Origin of the sequence: Streptomyces koelreuteriae, assembly GCF_018604545.1 — a bacterium.
In the GTDB taxonomy this organism is placed as follows: Bacteria; Actinomycetota; Actinomycetes; order Streptomycetales; family Streptomycetaceae; genus Streptomyces; species Streptomyces koelreuteriae.
Genome location: NZ_CP075896.1, coordinates 6,800,852 through 6,819,192, shown reverse-complemented (window position 1 = coordinate 6,819,192; position 18,341 = coordinate 6,800,852). Strand labels below are relative to the sequence as shown.

At 72.2% G+C, this 18,341-nt stretch carries 16 protein-coding genes; 8 read left to right on the top strand and 8 right to left on the bottom strand.

Annotation, left to right across the window (positions count from 1 at the left end; translation table 11 throughout):
- Window positions 1-17 precede the first annotated feature (17 nt).
- The 4 genes from KJK29_RS30725 to KJK29_RS30710 form a co-directional block, all read right to left on the bottom strand.
- Window positions 18-1,463, bottom strand: coding sequence for a CitMHS family transporter (locus KJK29_RS30725; protein ID WP_215122432.1), 1,446 nt, complete (start codon window positions 1,461-1,463; stop codon window positions 18-20).
- Between the two features lie 135 nt (window positions 1,464-1,598).
- Entirely contained in the window at window positions 1,599-3,842 is a 2,244-nt protein-coding gene (locus KJK29_RS30720; protein ID WP_215122431.1) for a molybdopterin oxidoreductase family protein, read from the bottom strand.
- 121 nt (window positions 3,843-3,963) lie between these two features.
- On the bottom strand, window positions 3,964-4,581 hold the full coding sequence (locus KJK29_RS30715) for a TetR/AcrR family transcriptional regulator (RefSeq protein WP_215122430.1): 618 nt from the start codon (window positions 4,579-4,581) through the stop codon (window positions 3,964-3,966).
- On the bottom strand, window positions 4,578-5,189 hold the full coding sequence (locus tag KJK29_RS30710; RefSeq protein WP_215122429.1) for a hypothetical protein: 612 nt from the start codon (window positions 5,187-5,189) through the stop codon (window positions 4,578-4,580). Before KJK29_RS30710 ends, KJK29_RS30715 begins: the two co-directional genes overlap by 4 nt.
- Window positions 5,190-5,343: 154 nt before the next feature.
- Between KJK29_RS30710 and hmgA the strand changes: the two genes are divergently transcribed.
- From hmgA to KJK29_RS30695, 3 genes are all read left to right on the top strand, one after another.
- Window positions 5,344-6,696 (top strand): homogentisate 1,2-dioxygenase, encoded by a 1,353-nt coding sequence (gene hmgA, locus KJK29_RS30705; protein WP_215122428.1) that lies wholly within the window; start codon window positions 5,344-5,346, stop codon window positions 6,694-6,696.
- A 26-nt stretch (window positions 6,697-6,722) separates the two neighbouring features.
- Window positions 6,723-7,469: a GntR family transcriptional regulator gene (locus KJK29_RS30700; RefSeq protein ID WP_215122427.1), complete on the top strand. Its 747-nt coding sequence runs from the start codon at window positions 6,723-6,725 to the stop codon at window positions 7,467-7,469.
- A gap of 64 nt (window positions 7,470-7,533) precedes the next feature.
- On the top strand, window positions 7,534-8,688 hold the full coding sequence (locus KJK29_RS30695) for a type ISP restriction/modification enzyme (protein ID WP_215122426.1): 1,155 nt from the start codon (window positions 7,534-7,536) through the stop codon (window positions 8,686-8,688).
- A 21-nt stretch (window positions 8,689-8,709) separates the two neighbouring features.
- On the opposite strand, the gene KJK29_RS30690 is transcribed toward KJK29_RS30695, so the two are convergent.
- Window positions 8,710-9,426 (bottom strand): TetR/AcrR family transcriptional regulator, encoded by a 717-nt coding sequence (locus tag KJK29_RS30690; protein ID WP_215122425.1) that lies wholly within the window; start codon window positions 9,424-9,426, stop codon window positions 8,710-8,712.
- Between the two features lie 63 nt (window positions 9,427-9,489).
- Here KJK29_RS30690 and KJK29_RS30685 point away from each other — a divergent pair, with 63 nt between their 5' ends.
- Both KJK29_RS30685 and KJK29_RS30680 read left to right on the top strand, forming a co-directional pair.
- A complete protein-coding gene (locus KJK29_RS30685) occupies window positions 9,490-10,446 on the top strand; it encodes an ATP-binding cassette domain-containing protein (RefSeq protein ID WP_215122424.1) in 957 nt (318 codons plus the stop codon).
- Window positions 10,443-11,264: an ABC transporter permease gene (locus KJK29_RS30680; protein WP_215122423.1), complete on the top strand. Its 822-nt coding sequence runs from the start codon at window positions 10,443-10,445 to the stop codon at window positions 11,262-11,264. Before KJK29_RS30685 ends, KJK29_RS30680 begins: the two co-directional genes overlap by 4 nt.
- A gap of 125 nt (window positions 11,265-11,389) precedes the next feature.
- On the opposite strand, the gene KJK29_RS30675 is transcribed toward KJK29_RS30680, so the two are convergent.
- From KJK29_RS30675 to KJK29_RS30665, 3 genes are all read right to left on the bottom strand, one after another.
- Window positions 11,390-11,656 (bottom strand): hypothetical protein, encoded by a 267-nt coding sequence (locus KJK29_RS30675; protein ID WP_184562045.1) that lies wholly within the window; start codon window positions 11,654-11,656, stop codon window positions 11,390-11,392.
- 126 nt (window positions 11,657-11,782) lie between these two features.
- The gene (locus tag KJK29_RS30670; RefSeq protein ID WP_215122422.1) at window positions 11,783-12,601 is read right to left on the bottom strand and encodes an anti-sigma factor; all 819 of its coding nucleotides are present in this window, start codon (window positions 12,599-12,601) and stop codon (window positions 11,783-11,785) included.
- The gene (locus KJK29_RS30665; RefSeq protein ID WP_215122421.1) at window positions 12,598-13,140 is read right to left on the bottom strand and encodes a sigma-70 family RNA polymerase sigma factor; all 543 of its coding nucleotides are present in this window, start codon (window positions 13,138-13,140) and stop codon (window positions 12,598-12,600) included. Before KJK29_RS30665 ends, KJK29_RS30670 begins: the two co-directional genes overlap by 4 nt.
- A 227-nt stretch (window positions 13,141-13,367) precedes the next feature.
- Between KJK29_RS30665 and KJK29_RS30660 the strand changes: the two genes are divergently transcribed.
- The 3 genes from KJK29_RS30660 (at window position 13,368) to KJK29_RS30650 (ending at window position 18,309) form a co-directional block, all read left to right on the top strand.
- Window positions 13,368-14,900 carry a DUF4331 domain-containing protein gene (locus KJK29_RS30660; RefSeq protein ID WP_215122420.1) on the top strand — a complete coding sequence of 511 codons (1,533 nt, stop codon included), beginning with the start codon at window positions 13,368-13,370 and terminating at the stop codon, window positions 14,898-14,900.
- A gap of 110 nt (window positions 14,901-15,010) precedes the next feature.
- Window positions 15,011-16,663, top strand: a complete 1,653-nt coding sequence (locus KJK29_RS30655; RefSeq protein WP_215122419.1) for a tetratricopeptide repeat protein — start codon at window positions 15,011-15,013, stop codon at window positions 16,661-16,663.
- Entirely contained in the window at window positions 16,660-18,309 is a 1,650-nt protein-coding gene (locus KJK29_RS30650; RefSeq protein ID WP_215122418.1) for a nickel transporter, read from the top strand. The genes KJK29_RS30655 and KJK29_RS30650 overlap by 4 nt, the downstream gene beginning before the upstream one ends.
- The last annotated feature ends 32 nt before the right edge of the window (window positions 18,310-18,341 follow it).

Sequence of the window (18,341 nt, the reverse complement as noted above, 5' to 3'; positions counted from 1 at the left end):
ACGGGGATCGGACAAGGTCAGATGATCCCGAACAGGATGCCCGCGCCGAGGATGACCAGGCAGGTGAGGGCGGCCCACTTCACGACGAACTTGGTGTGGTCGCCGAATTCGACCTTGGCCATGCCGACCAGGACGTAGACGGCCGGGACGAGCGGGCTCGACATGTGCAGGGGCTGGCCGACCAGCGAGGCGCGGGCCATCTCCACCGGGGAGACGCCGTGCGCGGCACCGGCCTCGGCGAGGACCGGCAGGACACCGAAGTAGAAGCCGTCGTTCGACATGAAGTAGGTCAGCGGCAGGCTCAGCACACCGGTGACGATGGCCATGTGCGGGCCCATGCCCGCGGGGATGACGTCCACCATCCACTTGGCCATGTTGTCGACCATGCCGGTGCCCTGGAGGACGCCGGTGAAGACGGCGGCGGCGAAGACCATGCCGGAGACGTTCAGGACGTTGTCGGCGTGGGCGGCGAGGCGCGCCTTCTGGTCGGGGATGTGCGGGAAGTTCACGGTGAGGGCCAGCGCGGCACCGAGCAGGAACAGCACCGGGATCGGCAGCCACTCCATGATCATGGCGGTGAGCAGGGCGACCGTGAGCAGCGCGTTGAACCAGTAGAGCTTGGGGCGCAGGGTGGCCCGGTTCGGGTCGAGGCCCTGGAAGCTGTCGTCCTCGGCGTCGTCCTCGGCGTCGGCGCCACCGCCGGAGCCCGCGTCCGCGTCGGTGCCGGCACCCGAGCCGCCGCCCTTGCGCATGGAGACCTTGCCGTCGCCCGAGTCGCCGGAACCGCCGGAGCCCACGAGGACCGTCTCGCTCTCCTTCTCCTCCTCCAGCACCTCGTCCAGCGTCAGCATGCCGAGCCGACGGCGCTCACGGACACCGAGCACGTAGGAGAGACCGAAGACGAAGAGCAGGCCCACCAGGAGCGCCGGGATCATCGGGACGAAGATCTCGCTGGCGTCGAGCTTGAGCGCGGTCGCGGCGCGGGCGGTCGGGCCGCCCCAGGGGAGGGTGTTCATCACGCCGTTGGCCATGGCGGCGACACCGGTCATCACGACCAGGCTCATCTTCAGGCGCTTGTACAGCGGGTACATCGCCGAGACGGTGATCATGAAGGTGGTGGAGCCGTCGCCGTCCAGCGAGACGATCGCCGCGAGCAGGGCGGTGCCCACGACGATCCGCATCGGGTCCGCTTTACAGAATTTGAGGATCCCGCGGACGATCGGGTCGAAGAGACCGACGTCGATCATCACACCGAAGTAGACGATCGCGAACATGAGCATCGCCGCGGTGGGGGCGAGGTCGGTCACGCCGTCGAGGACGTAGTCGCCGAGGTGGGCACCCTTGCCGACGAACACGCAGAACAGCGCGGGAATCAGCACGAGCGCCGCGATCGGCGACATCTTCTTCATCATGATCAGGACCAGGAAGGTCGCGATCATGGCGAAGCCGAGGATGGTCAGCATGAGTGGATACCTAACGTTCGCCCTTGAACATCCCACCAGGGCCGGCGGTTCCCGAGACGTTAGGTCCCGTCAAGCAGCGTTAACAAGACGTTGACGTGCGAGCAATAAGCGCAAAACTGCTGGTCACAGCTTTGCTCAGGTCAGGGGCATGAGCTTTTCGGCCGCCGGGGCGCATGCGACGGGCACTCCGTTGAGGACCGCGTTGCCCGACAGCGGGTCGAGCAGCCGGCCGTCGAGGAGCTGGTTGACGTTGACGCCGGGGTCGGTCGAGGCGTGGCCGAGGCGGGTGCCGGGCCGGTTGTGGCCCCAGCCGTGCGGGAGGCTCACCACGCCCTTGCGGACGGCGTCCGTGACCTCGGCGGGTGCGGTGACCTCTCCCCCGGCGCCCTTCACCCGCACCGGCGCCCCGTCCTCGACGCCCAGCCGTTCGGCGTCCTCGGGGTGGATGTGCAGGGTGCAGCGGTTGGAGCCGCCGGTGAGGGCGGGCACGTTGTGCATCCAGCTGTTGTTGGAGCGCAGATGGCGGCGGCCGACCAGGACGAGCCCCTCGGGGCGTTCTGCCAGGGCCGCGCGAAGGCGGGGCAGGTCCCGCGCGATCGGCTCCGGCAGCAGCTCCACCAGGCCGCTGCGGGTCTTCAGCGGCTGCGGGAGCCGGGAGGCCAGCGGGCCGAGGTCGATGCCGTGCGGATGCGCGAGCAGCTTCTCCAGGGTGAGCCCGTCCGGTCGTACGCCGAAGCCGTCGCCGTAGGGGCCGAGGCGCAGCATCATGTCCAGCCGTCGCTCGGGGCCGGTGTCGCCGGTGAGCTGTGCGGCGAGGTCGCGGGGGTCGCGGTCGTATACGGGCGAGTGGGGTTCCGTGACCGCCTTGCCGAGGGTCTGGTCGATGACCATCCGGTCGACGGCGGCGGGGTCGGTCCCGTGCATGCCCGTCGCGGCGAGGATCAGCCGGGCCAGGATCTCCGTCTCCGCCATCCGTCCGGGTTCCAGCGGGACCGCGGGGCGGGTGTAGCGGACCTGGTTGCGGACGGCGAGGGTGTTGAAGGCGAAGTCGTGGTGCGGGCTCTGGGAGGGCGGGGGCGGGGGCAGCACGACATGGGCGTGGCGTGAGGTCTCGTTGAGGTAGGGGTCGACGCTGACCATGAAGTCGAGCGAGTCGAGCGCCTTGTCGAGCCGGTCGCCGTCGGGCGCGGACAGGACGGGGTTGGCGGCGACGGCGACGAGCGCGCGCACCGGCTCGCCCTCCTCGGTGGCGGTGTCGATCTCCTCGGCGAGGGCCGACAGGGGCAGCTCGCCCTTCGCCTCGGGGTGCCGGCTCACCCGGGAGTGCCAGCGCCCGAGGGCGAAGCCCCGTCCGGGCCCGGCGGGGCGCGGGGTCCTGTCGGTGGCGGCCTGCGGGAAGAGCGCGCCGCCCGGCCGGTCGAGGTTGCCGGTGAGGATGTTCAGGACGTCGACGAGCCAGCTGGCCAGGGTGCCGTGCGGGACGGTGCAGCTGCCGATGCGGCCGTACACGGCGGCGGTGGGGGCGGCGGCCAGTTCACGGGCGAGGGTGCGGATGAGCCCGGCGTCGACGTCACAGGCCGGGGCGACGGCCTCGGGGGTGAACTCCTCCAGGGCGTCGGCCAGTTCCTCGACGCCCTGGACGTGCGGGGTGGGCTCGACGAGGCCCTCGGCGTAGAGCACCTGGGCCATCGCCGCCAGCAGCAGCGCGTCGGTGCCGGGCCGTACGGCGATGTGCCGGTCGGCGAGCTTGGCGGTCCGGGTGCGCCGCGGGTCGATGACGACGAGGGTGCCGCCACGGGCCTTGAGCGCCTTGAGCTTGCCCGGGAAGTCGGGGGCGGTGCACAGACTGCCGTTGGACTCCAGCGGGTTGGCGCCGATCAGGAGCAGATGGTCGGTGTGGTCGAGGTCGGGCACGGGGATGGCGTTCGCGTCGCCGTAGAGCAGTCCGCTGGAGACGTGCTTGGGCATCTGGTCGACCGTGGAGGCGGTGAAGACGCTGCGAGTGCCGAGCCCGGCGAGCAGCAGCGTCGGGTACAGGGCCCCGGCCATGGTGTGCACATTGGGGTTGCCGAGGACGACGCCGACGGAGTTCGGGCCGTACCGCTCGACGACCGGGCGGATGCCGGCGGCGACGGCGTCGAAGGCCTCCTCCCAGGTGGCCTCGCGCAGTTCGCCGTCCCGGCGCACCAGCGGGGTGCGCAACCGGTCGGGGTCGGAGTCGACGGCGCCGAAGGACGCGCCCTTGGGGCAGACGAACCCCGCGCTGAACACATCGTCGCGGTCACCTCGGGCACGGGTGACGCGCGTCCCCTCGATGGTGAGGGTCAGGCCGCAGGTGGCCTCGCACAGGGGACAGATACGCAGGGCGGTGCGGGACACGGGTCCTCCCGGGGGCGGCGGCTACGGTGACGCACGAACGCGCCCGAGCATACCGACCGGTATGCATGGAGGGGAGGCCCTGGAGGAACCGGATCGCCCGACGGGTCCAGGACGCACCAGGTCAGTCGAGCACCCGGGACAGATACGCCCGCAGCATCTCCCGCATCTCCTCGATGACCTTCGGGTCTCCGTCCGGCGCGACCCGGAAGGCCAGGTGCACGAGTGTGTCGGCGGTCTCGACGGCGATGAGGAACACCCGGCGCAGATCCTCGTCGGGCTCACGGTCGAGATAGCCGGAGAGGAGTTCGCTGAGGCGGTCGGCGACACGGTGGTTGGGTTCGCTGTGGCGGGCGCCGACGGGGATCTGGTTGCCGAAGTCGACGAGGGAGAAGCCGGGCGCGGTGCGCTTCATCTCCAGGTACTCGTCGAGCACGGCGTCCATGGCCACCCGCCAGTCCCCGCCGCCCGTCTCCCGCAGGCGCTCGGTGACGCGGGCGGAGTACCGCTCGAGGTTGCGCTGGGCCAGCGCGTCGGCCATCTGGCGTTTGTTGCCGAAGAAGCGGTAGACCGAGCCGATGGGGACGCCGGCCCGCTGGGCGACGGCGCGGGTGCTCAGGTCGTCGTAGCCGACCTCGTCGAGGAGGTCGGCGCAGGCGTCGAGGATCCTGGTCAGGCGTTCGGCACTGCGCCGCTGCACGGGCGCACGACGGAGCGATGTCGCGTGGGGCACGGGCTTCATGATGCCTTTCCGGCGCGGTCGGGTGAACCTCGCCCCCCGATCCGGGGCCGGGCGTCCGTCGCGTGCGTCCGCGCTTCCCCCGGGGCGCTCGCGCTCGGCTTCGCGCCCGGGCCGGGTTGTGACGCGGTGATGTCGGCCGTGCTCTCCACGGGCCGCCCGTCCACCGCCCAGGCGGTGCCGTCGTCGGCGTAGAGGCGGGCCGTGACGTGGTGCGTGCCGCGCGGCACGAGGTGGGCGGCCAGCCGGTACTCGGTGGTGCGGAGCCGGGCGACGAGGCGGCCGTCCACATAGAGGTGCGCGAGTCCGCGCCCGGCCACCGCCTCGTCCGCCGCACCCGCCCCCGAGAAGCGGAACTTCCGGACGGCCAGCCGGACGTCCCAGTCGCCGGCCCCGTCGGGCTGCACCTCGATGCCGACGTCGGGGGCGTCCCGCTGGGCCACCTGACGGTAGGGCCGCCCCTCCGGGTCCCGGTCCTCCAGGAGCGTGCCCACGGGCGTGGGCGAGGCCCCGCTCCCCCGCTCCGGCTCCTGGCCGGAGCCGCAGCCGGCGGCTCCGGTCAGCAGGACGCAGACCGCGAGCAGGGCGAGAGGTCCACGTGTCCACGTCATGTCCGCGAGCGTAGAGCGCGCCCCAGGCCCGGCGGATCGTCCTCAAGTCGGGTTCAGGTCATCCGTCGTGAGGAGGGTGCGTGTCCCTCTTGCGTCGCGGAAAACGCAATCCTACGGTGTTCCATAGGAATCGGATGGCAAGGGAGCAGCGATCATGGGCGATGGGGGTACCTCCCGCGCAGGCGTGTCCGAGCGCGAGGGAGCGCGGAAGAGGGCCGAAGGGCTGACCTATCTCTCCGGCTTCGGCAACGAGCACGGCTCCGAGGCCGTCCCGGGCGCGCTGCCCGAGGGCCGCAACTCGCCGCAGCGGGCCCCGCTCGGGCTGTACGCGGAGCAGCTCAGCGGTACGGCCTTCACCGAGCCGCGCTCCCACAACCGCCGCTCCTGGCTGTACCGGATCCGCCCGTCGGCCGCGCACCCGGCGTTCACCCGGGCCCACAACGGCTCGGTCCGCACCGCTCCCTTCACCCAGACCGTGCCCGACCCGAACCGGCTGCGCTGGAACCCCCTTCCCGACCCGGCCCCCGAGACCGACTTCCTGGCCGGCCTGTGGACGCTGGGCGGCAACGGCGACGCCACCCAGCGCACCGGCGTCGCCGTGCACCTCTACGCGGCCAACGTCTCGATGGAGCGGGTGTTCAGCGACGCCGACGGCGAGCTGCTGATCGTCCCGGAGCGCGGCGGGCTGCTGCTGCGCACCGAGTTCGGTCTGCTCCATGTGGAGCCGGGCCATGTCGCGCTCGTCCCCCGTGGGGTCCGCTTCCGTGTGGAGCTGCTGGACGGATCCGCCCGCGGCTATGTGTGCGAGAACTACGGCGCGCCCTTCCGCCTCCCCGACCTGGGCCCGATCGGCGCGAACGGCCTCGCCCATCCCCGGGACTTCCGCGCCCCGGTCGCCGCGTACGAGGACGTCGAGGGCCCGGTGGAGGTGGTGAACAAGTTCTGCGGCAACCTCTGGACGGCCACCTACGACCACTCCCCGCTCGATGTCGTCGCCTGGCACGGCAACCATGTGCCGTACGTCTACGACCTGCGCCGTTTCAACGCGCTCGGCACCATCACCTACGACCACCCGGACCCGTCGATCTTCACGGTGCTGACGTCCCCGTCGGACACCCCGGGGCTGGCCGGGGTCGACTTCGTGGTGTTCGCGCCGCGCTGGCTGGTGGGCGAGGACACCTTCCGGCCGCCGTACTTCCACCGGAACGTGATGAGCGAGTACATGGGCCTGATCGAGGGCGCGTACGACGCGAAGGCGGAGGGCTTCGTGCCGGGCGGCGGTTCGCTGCACAACATGATGTCGGCGCACGGCCCGGACCGGGAGACCTTCGACCGGGCCAGCGCCGCCGAGCTGAGGCCCCAGAAGATCGACGACGGACTGGCGTTCATGTTCGAGACCCGCTGGCCGCTGACCCTCACCCCGCACGCGGCCCGGGCGGAACACCTCCAACAGCGTTACGACGACGTCTGGCAGGGCCTGGAGCGGCACTTCCGTCCCTTGCACTGAGCACCCCTGACCGGTACGGATGGCCCGTGACCTCCTTCGCCCCGGACTCGATCGTCCTGAACCGCAAGCTGCCGCTCTGGTACCAGGTGTCGCAGTCGCTGCGCGCCTCGATCCTCGGCCGCTCGCCCCAGGACCCGCTGCGCCTGCCCACCGAGGAGCGGTTGGCCGGGCACTACGGCGTGAGCGTGCTGACCATGCGGCAGGCGCTGAAGGAGCTGGAGGACGAGGGGCTGATCACCCGCCATCGCCGGCGGGGCACCTTCATCGAGCCGCACGCGCGCCGGGGTTCACCGGTCCGGCTGCTCGGCTCGGTGGACGCGATCGTGGCCCAGCAGTCCGGCATGACGTCCGAACTGCTGGACCACGGCACGATCCCCGTGCCGGGCGAACTCGCCGAGTTCTTCCCGGAGACGCGGGAGGTCTCGACGTACCACCGGCTGCGCAGCGACGAGAAGACGGGCGAGCCGACGAACCATGCGCGGAACTACGTCCGTCCCGAACTGGCCGCGCGCATCGACCTGGACGACCTCGTGCGGTGGCCCATGACCAAGGTGCTGCGGGATGTCGTCGGGGTGGACATCAGCCGCATCACGGACACGGTGGAGGCCCGGCTCGCCGACCCGGAGACCGCGAAGCTGCTCCAAGTGCCGCTGCTCAGCCCGATCCTGCACTACACGGGCATCACGTACGACACCGGCGGCCGGCCGCTGGACGTGGCCGTCATCCAGTACCGGGGCGACCGGTTCTCCTTCACGGTGACCCTGGACGCGTAGCGGTCGCCCCGCGTGCCGGTGGGGCCCTCGCAGGGTTCCCCGCGCCCCTCGGGGGCGTCGTACGATGCCCTGCGTGACGCACGACGACGCTCCGCCGCTGGCGGACCTCATGCCGTGGTCCGTCGCACCGCCGCGGCTCGGCCGGGGCTGGCCGGCGGCCCCCGACGCGGCGTCCCTGAAGGCCCGCTGGGACGCCTTGGTGAAGGCCGAGGGACCCGACCGCGAGACCCTGTTCGAGCCGACCCGCTCGCGCACGCTGCACTCGGCGGTCGGCCAGCTGCCCGGCCGGAGCGGCGGCACGGAGAAGCTGCTCCGCGCCTCGGGCCCGTGCCCGGAGCCGGTGCGCGTGCTGCGCGCGCCCTTCGACGAACAGTGGCTGATCCCCGACCAGCGGCTGATCGACGCGGCCCGCCCGGAGCTGTGGCGGGTGGCGGACGGGCATCAGGTCTTCGTGGTGGAGGCGCCCGAGGCCCTCGCCCCTCCCCTCCTCGTCACCTCACTGCTCCCGCTGCTCCGCCCCGGCCGCGTCCGCCCGCTGTTCCGCCGGCCGGGCGGGCGGGAACCGAACCTGGCCCCCGGCCTGCTGGAGCACCTCGGCTCACGCCTGGGCGCCGCCCCCGCCCCACTGGACGTCCTGGCCTGGATCACGGCCACGGCTCGCCCGGATCTCACCGTCCCGCTCACCGGTGACGCCGACGAGTGGGCGCGGGGCGTGGAGCTGGGCCACCGCCTGCTGTGGCTGATGCGCCGCGACGGCGAACGCCCGAAGCTCCCCGGCGGCCGCCGCCCCTACGTCCGCGCCCCGCTGCCCGCGCGACCCCTGACCCTGGACTACGACAGGGACGAGGAGGCCCTGCTGCTGGGCGACGGCCGCATCTCCCCGGTGCCGCCGGAGGCCTGGGACTTCGAGGCGGACGGGGTGCGCGTCCTGGAACAGTGGTTCGCGGCGCGTGTCACCGAGGCCGAGCCGGGCACCCTCGCGGCGATCCGCCCGGCGACCTGGTCGCAGACCTGGACGTCGGAGCTGCTCGAACTGATCACGGTCCTCGCCCTGCTGGCCGCACTGCGCCCCCTGGACGACCTGACGGTCCCCGACCCGATCACGCCGGCCGAACTCCGCGAGGCGGGCCTCCTCCCCGTCCCGGCGACGGCCCGCCGCCCGGCCTCGGTGCTGGACGGCCCCGAGGAGGGCCCGGAGGGCCAGCTCGCGCTGCTCTAGCGCGAGCCGGCGTCGCGGCTCCTACCGCAGGGCGGGATCGAAGGCGTCCAGGACGCGTTCGAGCGCCCGCCGGAACACCGCGTTCAGATCGACCGGCCCGCTCTGCTCCCCGAAGGCAGCGGCGAGTCGCGGATAGGCGCCGGTGGCCACCTGGCTGCCCAGATAGGCCATCCGCACCGCGTTCTCCTCCTCCTCGGACCACGGCATGGAGCGGGTGCGTTCGACGGTCGCGATGTCGTTCGCGGTGTAGGTCGCCACGATGCCGTTGAGCAGCGCGATCAGCTCCGTCTTCGTACCGGCCGGGACGTCGAGCGGTTCGAGGCAGGCCAGGCAGTGCTCCAGGTAGCGCAGGGTGTTGGGGCTGAAGCCGTGCACCCCGGCCATCAGGCGCGGCACCCAGGTGTGGCGGTACATGATGGCCCGCGTCTCCTCCGCGTTGCGGAGCATGTCGGCGCGCCAGTCGCCCGTGGGTTCGAACATCTCGTGCTCGGCGCCGACGGCGTCCACCATCAGCTCGTACAGGTCCTCCTTTCGGGGGACGTAGTTGTACAGCGACATCGTGCCGCAGCCCAACGCCGCGGCGACATGCCGCATGGACACCCCGTCGAGCCCCTCCGCGTCGGCGATCCGCACCGCCGCCGCCGCGATACCGGCGCGCGTGAACGCCGGTTTCGGCCCACGGCCGGTGCGCTCGGGGCGCGCCCAGATCACTTCGGGTACGGCCGCTCGGCCCGCCATCGATCATCACCTCGGCCACCATCCTAGTTACGTACAGCGTACGTAGTGCGCTATGGTCGAGCCATGACTTCTACGTACGCTGTACTTAGTGAGGGTCTGGAGAAGCGATTCGGGGAGGTCCACGCGGTGCGCGGACTGGACCTCGCGGTGGCCGAGGGCACGGTGTGCGGGGTCCTCGGGCCGAACGGGGCGGGCAAGACCACGGCCGTACGGCTGCTGACCACACTGCTGCGGCCGGACGCGGGCTCCGCGCGGGTCGCCGGGCACGACCTCGTCCGCGAGGCCGCCGCCGTACGGAGCCGGATCGGTGTCACCGGGCAGGACACCTCGATCGACGGGGACCTGACCGGACGCCAGAACCTCCGGTTGTTCGGCCGGCTGCACCGGGTGCGCGGCCCGGCCGGCCGGACCGCGGAACTCCTCGACCGCTTCGGGCTGACGGAGGCCGCCGACCGGCCCGCGTCCACCTACTCGGGCGGCATGCGCCGCCGCCTGGACCTGGCGGCGAGCCTGATCCGCCGCCCCGACGTGCTGTTCCTGGACGAGCCGACCACCGGCCTCGACCCGGCCAGCCGCAATCTCATCTGGGACGTGGTGCGCGAGCTGACCGCCGAGGGCACGACCGTGCTCCTCACCACCCAGTACCTGGAGGAGGCCGACCGACTCGCCGACGACATCGCCCTGGTGGACCGGGGCCGGGTCGCGCACACCGGGTCGCCGGCACAGCTCAAGGCGCTCGTCGGGGCGCACGCCGAGGTCGTGGTGACGGACGCGGACGTACTCGTGCGGGCGGCGGAGGTGCTCGACCGGATCACGGGCGGGCAGCCGTCGTTCGACCATGAGCGGGGCGCCGTCGGCGCGGTCAGCAAGGACCCGACCCTCACCCTCCCGCGTCTGGTGCGCGCACTGGACACGGCGGGCGTACCGCTGCTCGACGTGAGCCTGCGGCCACCGACGCTGGACGACGTGTTCCTGCGCCTGACCGAGACCACCGACGAGGAGAGGGAGGCTGCCGCATGAGCACGCTGGCGTACGACGGGACCGCGATGCTGGGGCGCCAGTTGCGGCGCATGCGGAACAACCCGGGGCTGCTGATCATCACCCAGACGATGCCGGTCAGCATGCTGCTGTTCTTCGGTTATGTCTTCGGCAGCGCGCTGGCGATGCCGGGCGAGGCGTACCGGTCGTTCCTCGTGCCGGGCCTGCTGGTGGCGACCGCCGCGGGCGGCATCATGACCGGCATGTTCCAGGCGGCCCAGGACACCCACCGGGGCGTGACGAACCGCTTCCGCACGCTGCCGATGAGCCGGGCGGCCGTACCGCTCGGACAGGCCGCGGCGGACCTCGTGGTCACAGCCGCCGGGACGGTGCCGTTCCTGCTGGTCGGACTCGCGGTGGGCTGGCGGATCGAGGGCGGCCCGCTCGAAGCGGCGGGGGCCGTCGGACTGTTGCTGCTGTTCCGCTTCGCGTGCACCTGGGCCGGGATCTACCTCGGCCTGCTCACCCGGAACGAGGAGGCGGCCGGTCAGCTCGGCGGGGCGACCTTCCTGCTGCCGCTGCTGTCCAGTGCGTACATCCCGACGACGGGACTGCCCGGGTGGCTGCGGACGGTCGCCGAGTGGAATCCGATCAGCGCGGTCGCGACGGCCCTGCGGGACCTGTTCTCCCCCAAGCTCTCGGCTTCGCTCGAGCAGGGAGGTGCCCCCATCGCGCCGGTGCCCGGCGGAGCGGCCTGGCCGGTGGCCCACCCCGTCGCGGGGTCGCTGATGTGGTGTGCCGTACTGCTCGGGATCTTCGTGCCGTTGGCCGTGCGTCAGTACGCACGCGGGGAGCGATAGATCGGGGAGGGGGGAGGACGTACCGCGCTCGGGAGACACCTGGCGCTGCCGCGTGCCGTGGGGATGACGGACGACGAGTGCGCAGCGTGACGCCAGGGGCGGTGTGACCGCCCGAGCGCGGGCCCCTACCTGCCGCCGAAGAGCGAGCGGCGCAGGCGGCGCAGCGGTGCGAAGAGCGAGACGCGACGTACACGCGCTCCCCTGCCACTGCGGTCGTGCGGCTGGCGCGCGGTCAGTTCACGCATCAGCGAGGTCGCCTCGACCGTCTCCCGCTGCGGGACGGCGGGACCGCCCAGCACCGACAGATGGCGGTCGAGGCGCGAACTGGTCGCGCTGCTCCCGCAGGTGATCGCAGGGACCCTCGCCCTGCTGCGCACTGTTATCTGTTCCATGTCACTCCCCACCCGTACGAGTCCACCCGGCCCGGGCAGGTTAACCCTATCGCCCCGCCCGGGCACTCGTGTATCGCGGTCACAGGATTCACCTTCCCCATAAGGGGGTTGACGATGTATCTGCGATTACTCTCCGAATCCGACAGATTTCAGGGCGAGTTGGACGATGGGCTGCGTGGTGGGCTGCGGCGAGCCGCCGGCGGGCTCGACGGTTACGGCCAGTGACGTCGCGGAGGAGCCGAGACGTGTCGCGACCAGGGGCGTGTCGCCTTTCAGGAGCCCCAGGGAGCGTGGTTGCGCGCCCGGGCGCATGAGCCACAACTGGTGCACTCGGCCGCCCGGCGGGGTGCTGTATCCGCCGAGGGTGATCACCGCACTCCCCTCCGTCGCGGAAGCGATCACTCCGATGGTTCGGCCCCGCGCGTCCCGGCCGCTGCTCGCACGTGCGTCCGGAGCGGCCAGAACGTGGGCGATCTCACGTGACCGGTCCCGCTCGGCGGTCAGTTCGTCCTGGGTCCGGTTCGCCTGGACGGCGAACAGCGAGGCGACCACGAGGGCCGCGGCGGCGGTGGCCGTGGCGAAGGGCACGAACAGCGGGATCCGGCGCCGCGTCCGCTGCCGCGGCGGCGGCTGGGTGCCCCACACGTGCGGCGGCAACTGTGTCGCACGCGCGCGTGCGGGCTCGCGCACCGCCTCCTGGGGCACCGGGTCCTGCGGAGTCGTCCGTACGGCGGCCATGACGCGGTCGCGCATCGCGGCCGGGGCCGGGGCGGCCGTGGACCAGGCGAGCCGGACGGCGTCCTCGGACAGGTCACGCACCTCGGCGGCGCAGCGGTCGCAGTCCTTCATATGCCTCTCGAAGCGGACCCGCTCCGGGGGTTCCAGGGCGTCGAGCGCGTAGGGCGCGGCGAGCGAGTGCGGGTCCTCGCGGCGGAAGAGGCTCATGCCACGCCTCCCAGGCACTCGCGCATCCGGGTCAGCCCGTCGCGCATCCGCGTCTTGACGGTGCCCAGCGGCAGGGAGAGCCGCTCGGCCACTTCACGGTAGGTGTAGCCCTCGTAGTAGGCGAGGGTGACGGACTGCCGCTGGAGGTCGGTGAGACGGTCCAGGCAGCGGCGGACCCACTCGCGTTCGAGTCCCGCCTCCACCTCCTCGGTGACCTGGTCGAAGGCCGGGAAGTGGGCGCGCCAGGCCTCGCGCTGCTCGCGCTCCCCCGCCGCGCGGGCGCTGCGCACCCGGTCGACGGCACGGCGGTGGGCGAGGGTGAGGATCCAGGACAGCGCGCTTCCCCGGTCCGGGTCGAACTTCGCGGCGGACCGCCACAGTTCGAGCAGCACCTCCTGAGCCACCTCCTCCGACTGCGCCGGATCGCGCACCACACGCCGTACCAGGCCGAACACCGGGCCGGACACCAGTCCGTACAGCTCCTCGAAAGCCTGGTGGTTCCCGCCCGCCACGAGCAGCAGCAGCTCGTCCGCCTCCACTCGTTCCCCCTCTCCGAGGCCGCATCGGGCCTGTCCCCTCACACGAGGTATTCGCAACGCACACACCTCCGGATGGGGTTACGGATCAACTCGCCGAAAACGCGGGTCGCCTGGCGATGAAACAACTTTTGAGTCGCGCCGTAAGAACGTTTGAGATTCGACCAATCCGCTCTGCCGACCACTCCGAATGGCGTGTGTCAGGCAAGTTGGCACCGAGGACGGACGGCATGACACCTACCTTCAGGACCGGCGCGGGGCGCCGGAGCATAGCGACCGTGATCTGTGGTGCGCTGGCATCCGGCGGCCTCGCCGCCGCCGGTGTGACCGCGCTGGCACCTGAGGAGGCCTCCGCCTCCAGTCACCGCGAGGCCCCGCTGATCTCGGGGACCCCGCAGTTCGACAACACCGACGTGTACGCCTTCGTCAGCCCGGACAAGCCGGACACGACGACCATCATCGCGAACTGGATCCCCTTCGAGGAACCGGCCGGCGGGCCCAACTTCTTCACGTTCGCCGAGGACGCCCAGTACGACCTGCGCATCGACAGCGACGGTGACGCGCAGGAAGACCTGCTGTTCCGCTACACGTTCAAGACGCACACGAAGAACGACAAGACGTTCCTCTACAACACGGGTCCGGTCGAGAGCCTCGACGACCCCGACCTCAACATCACGCAGACGTACGACCTCGAGCTGATCAAGCTGCGCGATCTGAAGGCGGTGTCGAAGACCAAGGTCGCCGACGACGTGCCGGTGGCGCCGTCGAACGTCGGCAAGGCGTCGATGCCGGACTACAACACCCTGCGCAAGCAGGCGATCCACAAGCTCGCCGGCGGCGCCCAGACCTTCGCCGGGCAGGCCGACGACCCGTTCTTCCTGGACCTGAGGGTCTTCGACCTGCTGTACGGCGGGAACCTCTCCGAGGTCGGCAACGACACGCTCAAGGGCTACAACGTCAACTCGATCGCCCTGCAGGTCCCCAACAGCTTCCTCGCCGAGTCGCACGAGCAGCCGATCGTCGGCATCTGGTCGACGACCCAGCGCAAGAACGCCAAGGGCTACTTCTCGCAGGTCTCCCGCCTCGGCATGCCGCTGGTGAACGAGGTCGTCAACCCGCTGAAGGACAAGGACAAGTTCAACGCGTCCGCGCCGCGGGACGACGCCCAGTTCCTGGAGAACGTCACCAACCCGGAGCTGCCCAAGCTCATCGAGGCGATCTACAAGATCCCGGCGCCCGACGAGCCGCGCAACGACCTGGTCGACGTGTTCCTCAAGGGCGTCAAGGACCTCAACCAGCCGCCGCATGTGACGCCGTCGGAGCAGCTCCGGCTCAACACCTCCATCAAGCCGGCCGCCAAGCCCAAGCGGCTCGGTGTCCTGGACGGTGACACCGCGGGCTTCCCGAACGGGCGCCGGCTCACCGACGACGTGATCGACGCCTCGCTCCAGGTGGTCGAGGGCGAGCTGCTCGGCGCCAAGAACGACCTCGGCGACGCCGTGAACAAGAACGACAAGAAGTTCGGCAAGTCCTTCCCGTACCTGGCCAACCCGACCGAGGGTTCGCGCGGCCCGCTCGCCAAGGGCGTGGACGGCGGCAACGACGTCCGCAGCCAGCTCGGCGACGCGCTCCAGCCGACGAACGCGCAGGGCTCGGACGACATGCGGCTGATCGCCGCGTCCGCCGGGGCCGGCGCGGGCGGCATCGTCCTGATCGGCGCGGCCCTGATGTGGTGGCGCCGTATGCGGAACCGGGCGTACTGACCCGTTCCGCTCCCCCTGCTGGCGCGGCCCGTTCCCACCCATCCCCCACGGCACGGGCCGCGCCTTCCCCCTCCCCACACCTGCACCCGCACAGCCGACTGAGGAGAAACATGCCTCCGCGTACGACGGACAGCGCACCGGAGAGGCGCGACGACGACCGCCCCCGCCCGGACCACGAGCGGGCCGCGGAGGCCTCGGAGGCAGGGGCCGAACACACCGCCGAACCGGCCGTCGAGCCGGAGGCCGAAGCGCCGGAGGCCGACGCGGCGGCGGGGCGTGACGCGGAGGCCGGTGCGGAACAGACCGCTACGGACCAGGCCGGTGCGGAGGACGCCCCGTCGGACAGCGCCGGCGCGCCTTCCGCCGACAAGGACGTCGACCAGCGCGTGGCCGCGCTGCGGCGGACCGCTGACGGCGCCCGGCGCTGGCGGGCGGCCCACCTGGCCGGGTGCGCCGCGCTGCTGGCCGTCGCGCTCACCGGTGGGGCCATCGCCTTCGGGGGTGCGGGAAACGGCCCGGCGGGCGCCGACGCGGCCGCCGTGTCCGCGGCCGGGGCACTGTCGCCGGGCGCGCTGGCCCGGGGTGATCTCGACGCCGGGATCGCCTCCCTGCAGAAGCATCTCCGTGCCCAGCCGAAGGACTTCGGCAGCTGGGCCACCCTCGGCGTCGCCTACGTCGAACAGGCCCGGACGAAGGGCGACCCCTCGCGCTATCCGCAGGCCGAGCGCGCGCTGAAGCGGTCCCTCGCCCTGGAGCCCGGCAACGACCCGGCCCTGGCCGGCCGAGCCGCCCTCGCCGCGGCCCGCCACGACTTCCCCGGCGCCCTGAAGTACGCCGACCGGGCCCTGAAGCAGAACCCCTACAACGAACGCGCGCTGTGCACCCGTATCGACGCCCTCGTCGAACTGGGCCGGTACGGCGACGCCGAGAAGGCCGCCGACACCGCCGACGACCGGCGCCCCGGCGTGCCCGTCTTCACGCGGTACGCCTATGTGCGGGAGCTGCGCGGCGACGTCCGCACGGCACGAGAGGTGCTGGAACGCGCCCTGGACTCCGCCGACTCGCCCGCCGACATCGCCTACGTGGCCACCGCCCTCGGGCAACTCGCCTGGAACCAGGGCGATTACAAGGCTGCCCTCGACGGCTACGCCCGCGCGCTCGCCGCCGACGACTCCTACCTGCCCGCCCTGGAGGGCCGTGCCCGCGCCGAGGCGGCGGACGGTGACCGCGGGGCCGCCGTGAAGAACCTGGAGCAGGTCGTCGGCCGCTTCCCGCTGCCCGGCCCGCTCGTCGCCCTCGGCGAGCTGTACGAGGACCGCGGCGCCGACGGCGACCGGGCGAAGGCCGGCGACCAGTACGCCCTGGTCGACGCCTGGACGGCGCTGGCCCGTGCCGGCGGTGTCAACGCCGACCTCGACTCGGCCATGGCCGCCGCCGACCACGGCGACAAGAAGGAGGCCCTGCGCGCCGCCCGCGCCGAGTGGGAGCGCCGCCACAGCGTGCACACCGCCGACGCCCTCGCCTGGGCCCTGCACGTCAACGGCCGCGACGAGGAGGCCCTGCCGTACGCCCGCCGGGCAACCGCCACCGGCTACCGCAACGCCACGTTCCTCTTCCACCGCGGGATCATCGAACGCGCCACCGGTGACGAGCGCGCGGCCCGCGACCATCTGAAGGCCGCGCTCGACCTGAACCCCGGCTTCTCGCCCCTCGGTGCCCGCGAGGCCCGTACCGCGCTCAAGGACCTGGAGAAGAACCGGTGACCCTGCGCCGACTGTTCGCGTCCGGCGCCGCCGTCCTCACGGCCGCCTGCGCGCTCACTCTGCTGCCCGCCGCCACGGCGAGCGCCCACCCGCTGGGCAACTTCACCGTCAACCGCTACGACGGTCTCGTCGCCGCCCCCGGCGAACTCCGGGTCCAGCACGTCGAGGACCTCGCCGAGATCCCGGCCACCCAGGCGAAGCCGGACATCGAGCGGCTGGGCATCGCACTGTGGGCCCGCGAGCGGTGCGCCACCGCCGCCGCGGACAGCAAGGTGACCGTCGACGGCCGCGGCGCCGCCCTCACCGCCGAGCGCAGCCGGGCGCGTGTGCGGCCCGGGCAGGCGGGGCTCGACACCCTCCGCGTGGAGTGCGAGCTGACCGCTCCCCTCCCCTCGGACAAGGAGAGCGTGTCGCTCGGCTTCCGCGGCGCGGGCGCCTCCTCCGGCCCGGGCTGGCGGGAGGTCACGGCCCGGGGCGACCGTATGACCCTCGCCGCGTCGGACGTGCCCGAGAAGTCGATATCGGCGGAACTGACCAAGTACCCCGAGGAGTTGCTCTCCTCTCCGGCCGACACCGCGTCCGCCGCGCTGCGGGTGCGTCCCGGCGGGGCGGCTCTGGCCGAGGAGGAGTCGGACGCCCCCGCCGCCTCCGTGCTGCCGCGCGGCGCCGACCGCTGGACGCGTGCCCTGGACGAGCTGGTCGCCCGGCACGACCTCACCGCGGGGTTCGCCGCGCTGGCTCTCGGCATCGCCGTCGTCCTCGGCGCGATGCACGCGATCGCCCCGGGCCACGGCAAGACCATCATGGCCGCGACGGCGGCGGCCCGGGGTGGTCAGGCCCGGATGAAGGACGTCCTGCCCATGGCCGCCTCGGTGACGGTCACCCACACCCTGGGCGTGGTCGCCCTGGGCCTGCTGGTCACGGCCGGTTCGGCGGCGGCCCCCTCGGTCATCGCCTGGCTCGGCGTCGCCAGCGGCCTGCTGGTGACCCTGGCGGGCGCGAGCCTGGTCCGCCGCGCGCTGCGCAGCCGCGCGCACGCCCACGGACACACCCATGGCGGCCACACGCACACCCACTCCCACGACGACAAGGGCCACACCCACAGCCACGCGCACGACGACCACCACCATCACGACCACAAGCACGATCACGCCCACAAGCACGACGACGACCACGACCACAGCCACTCGCACGGCCATGACCATGACCATGACCACAAGCACGACCACCCCCACTCCCACTCCCACCCGCACACGGTCGTGCACACCCACGGCGGCTTCACCCACTCGCACCCCGTCGCCCCCACCCTGCGCGGCACGATCCTCATGGGCTTCGCGGGCGGGCTCGTGCCCAGCCCGTCCGCCGTGGTGGTGCTGGTCGGGGCCGCGGCCCTCGGGCAGGCCTGGTTCGGTCTGCTGCTGGTCGTCGCGTACGGCCTCGGGCTGGCGCTCACCCTGACGGCCTGCGGATACGCCGTCGTCAAGGCGGGCAGCGGGATGACCCGGCTCCTGGACCGGCGCCCCCGCTGGACGGCGGGCCCGATGGCGGCCCTGGTGCGCCGCACCGCCCCCCTCGGTTCGGCCTTCGCCGTGGTGGTGCTCGGCGCCGGACTCGTGTTCAAGGGGGCGGCATCCGCACTCGGCTGAGCTACGTTCGTGAGAAAACAGGCGTCAAAGGG

Coding starts and splice junctions, on each gene's coding strand:
- KJK29_RS30725 (WP_215122432.1), bottom strand. CDS start 1,463: ATGCTGACCATCCTCGGCTTCGCCATGATCGCGACCTTCCTGGTCCTG.
- KJK29_RS30715 (WP_215122430.1), bottom strand. CDS start 4,581: ATGAAGCCCGTGCCCCACGCGACATCGCTCCGTCGTGCGCCCGTGCAG.
- KJK29_RS30710 (WP_215122429.1), bottom strand. CDS start 5,189: ATGACGTGGACACGTGGACCTCTCGCCCTGCTCGCGGTCTGCGTCCTG.
- hmgA (WP_215122428.1), top strand. CDS start 5,344: ATGGGCGATGGGGGTACCTCCCGCGCAGGCGTGTCCGAGCGCGAGGGA.
- KJK29_RS30695 (WP_215122426.1), top strand. CDS start 7,534: ATGCCCTGCGTGACGCACGACGACGCTCCGCCGCTGGCGGACCTCATG.
- KJK29_RS30690 (WP_215122425.1), bottom strand. CDS start 9,426: ATGGCGGGCCGAGCGGCCGTACCCGAAGTGATCTGGGCGCGCCCCGAG.
- KJK29_RS30685 (WP_215122424.1), top strand. CDS start 9,490: ATGACTTCTACGTACGCTGTACTTAGTGAGGGTCTGGAGAAGCGATTC.
- KJK29_RS30680 (WP_215122423.1), top strand. CDS start 10,443: ATGAGCACGCTGGCGTACGACGGGACCGCGATGCTGGGGCGCCAGTTG.
- KJK29_RS30675 (WP_184562045.1), bottom strand. CDS start 11,656: ATGGAACAGATAACAGTGCGCAGCAGGGCGAGGGTCCCTGCGATCACC.
- KJK29_RS30670 (WP_215122422.1), bottom strand. CDS start 12,601: ATGAGCCTCTTCCGCCGCGAGGACCCGCACTCGCTCGCCGCGCCCTAC.
- KJK29_RS30660 (WP_215122420.1), top strand. CDS start 13,368: ATGACACCTACCTTCAGGACCGGCGCGGGGCGCCGGAGCATAGCGACC.
- KJK29_RS30655 (WP_215122419.1), top strand. CDS start 15,011: ATGCCTCCGCGTACGACGGACAGCGCACCGGAGAGGCGCGACGACGAC.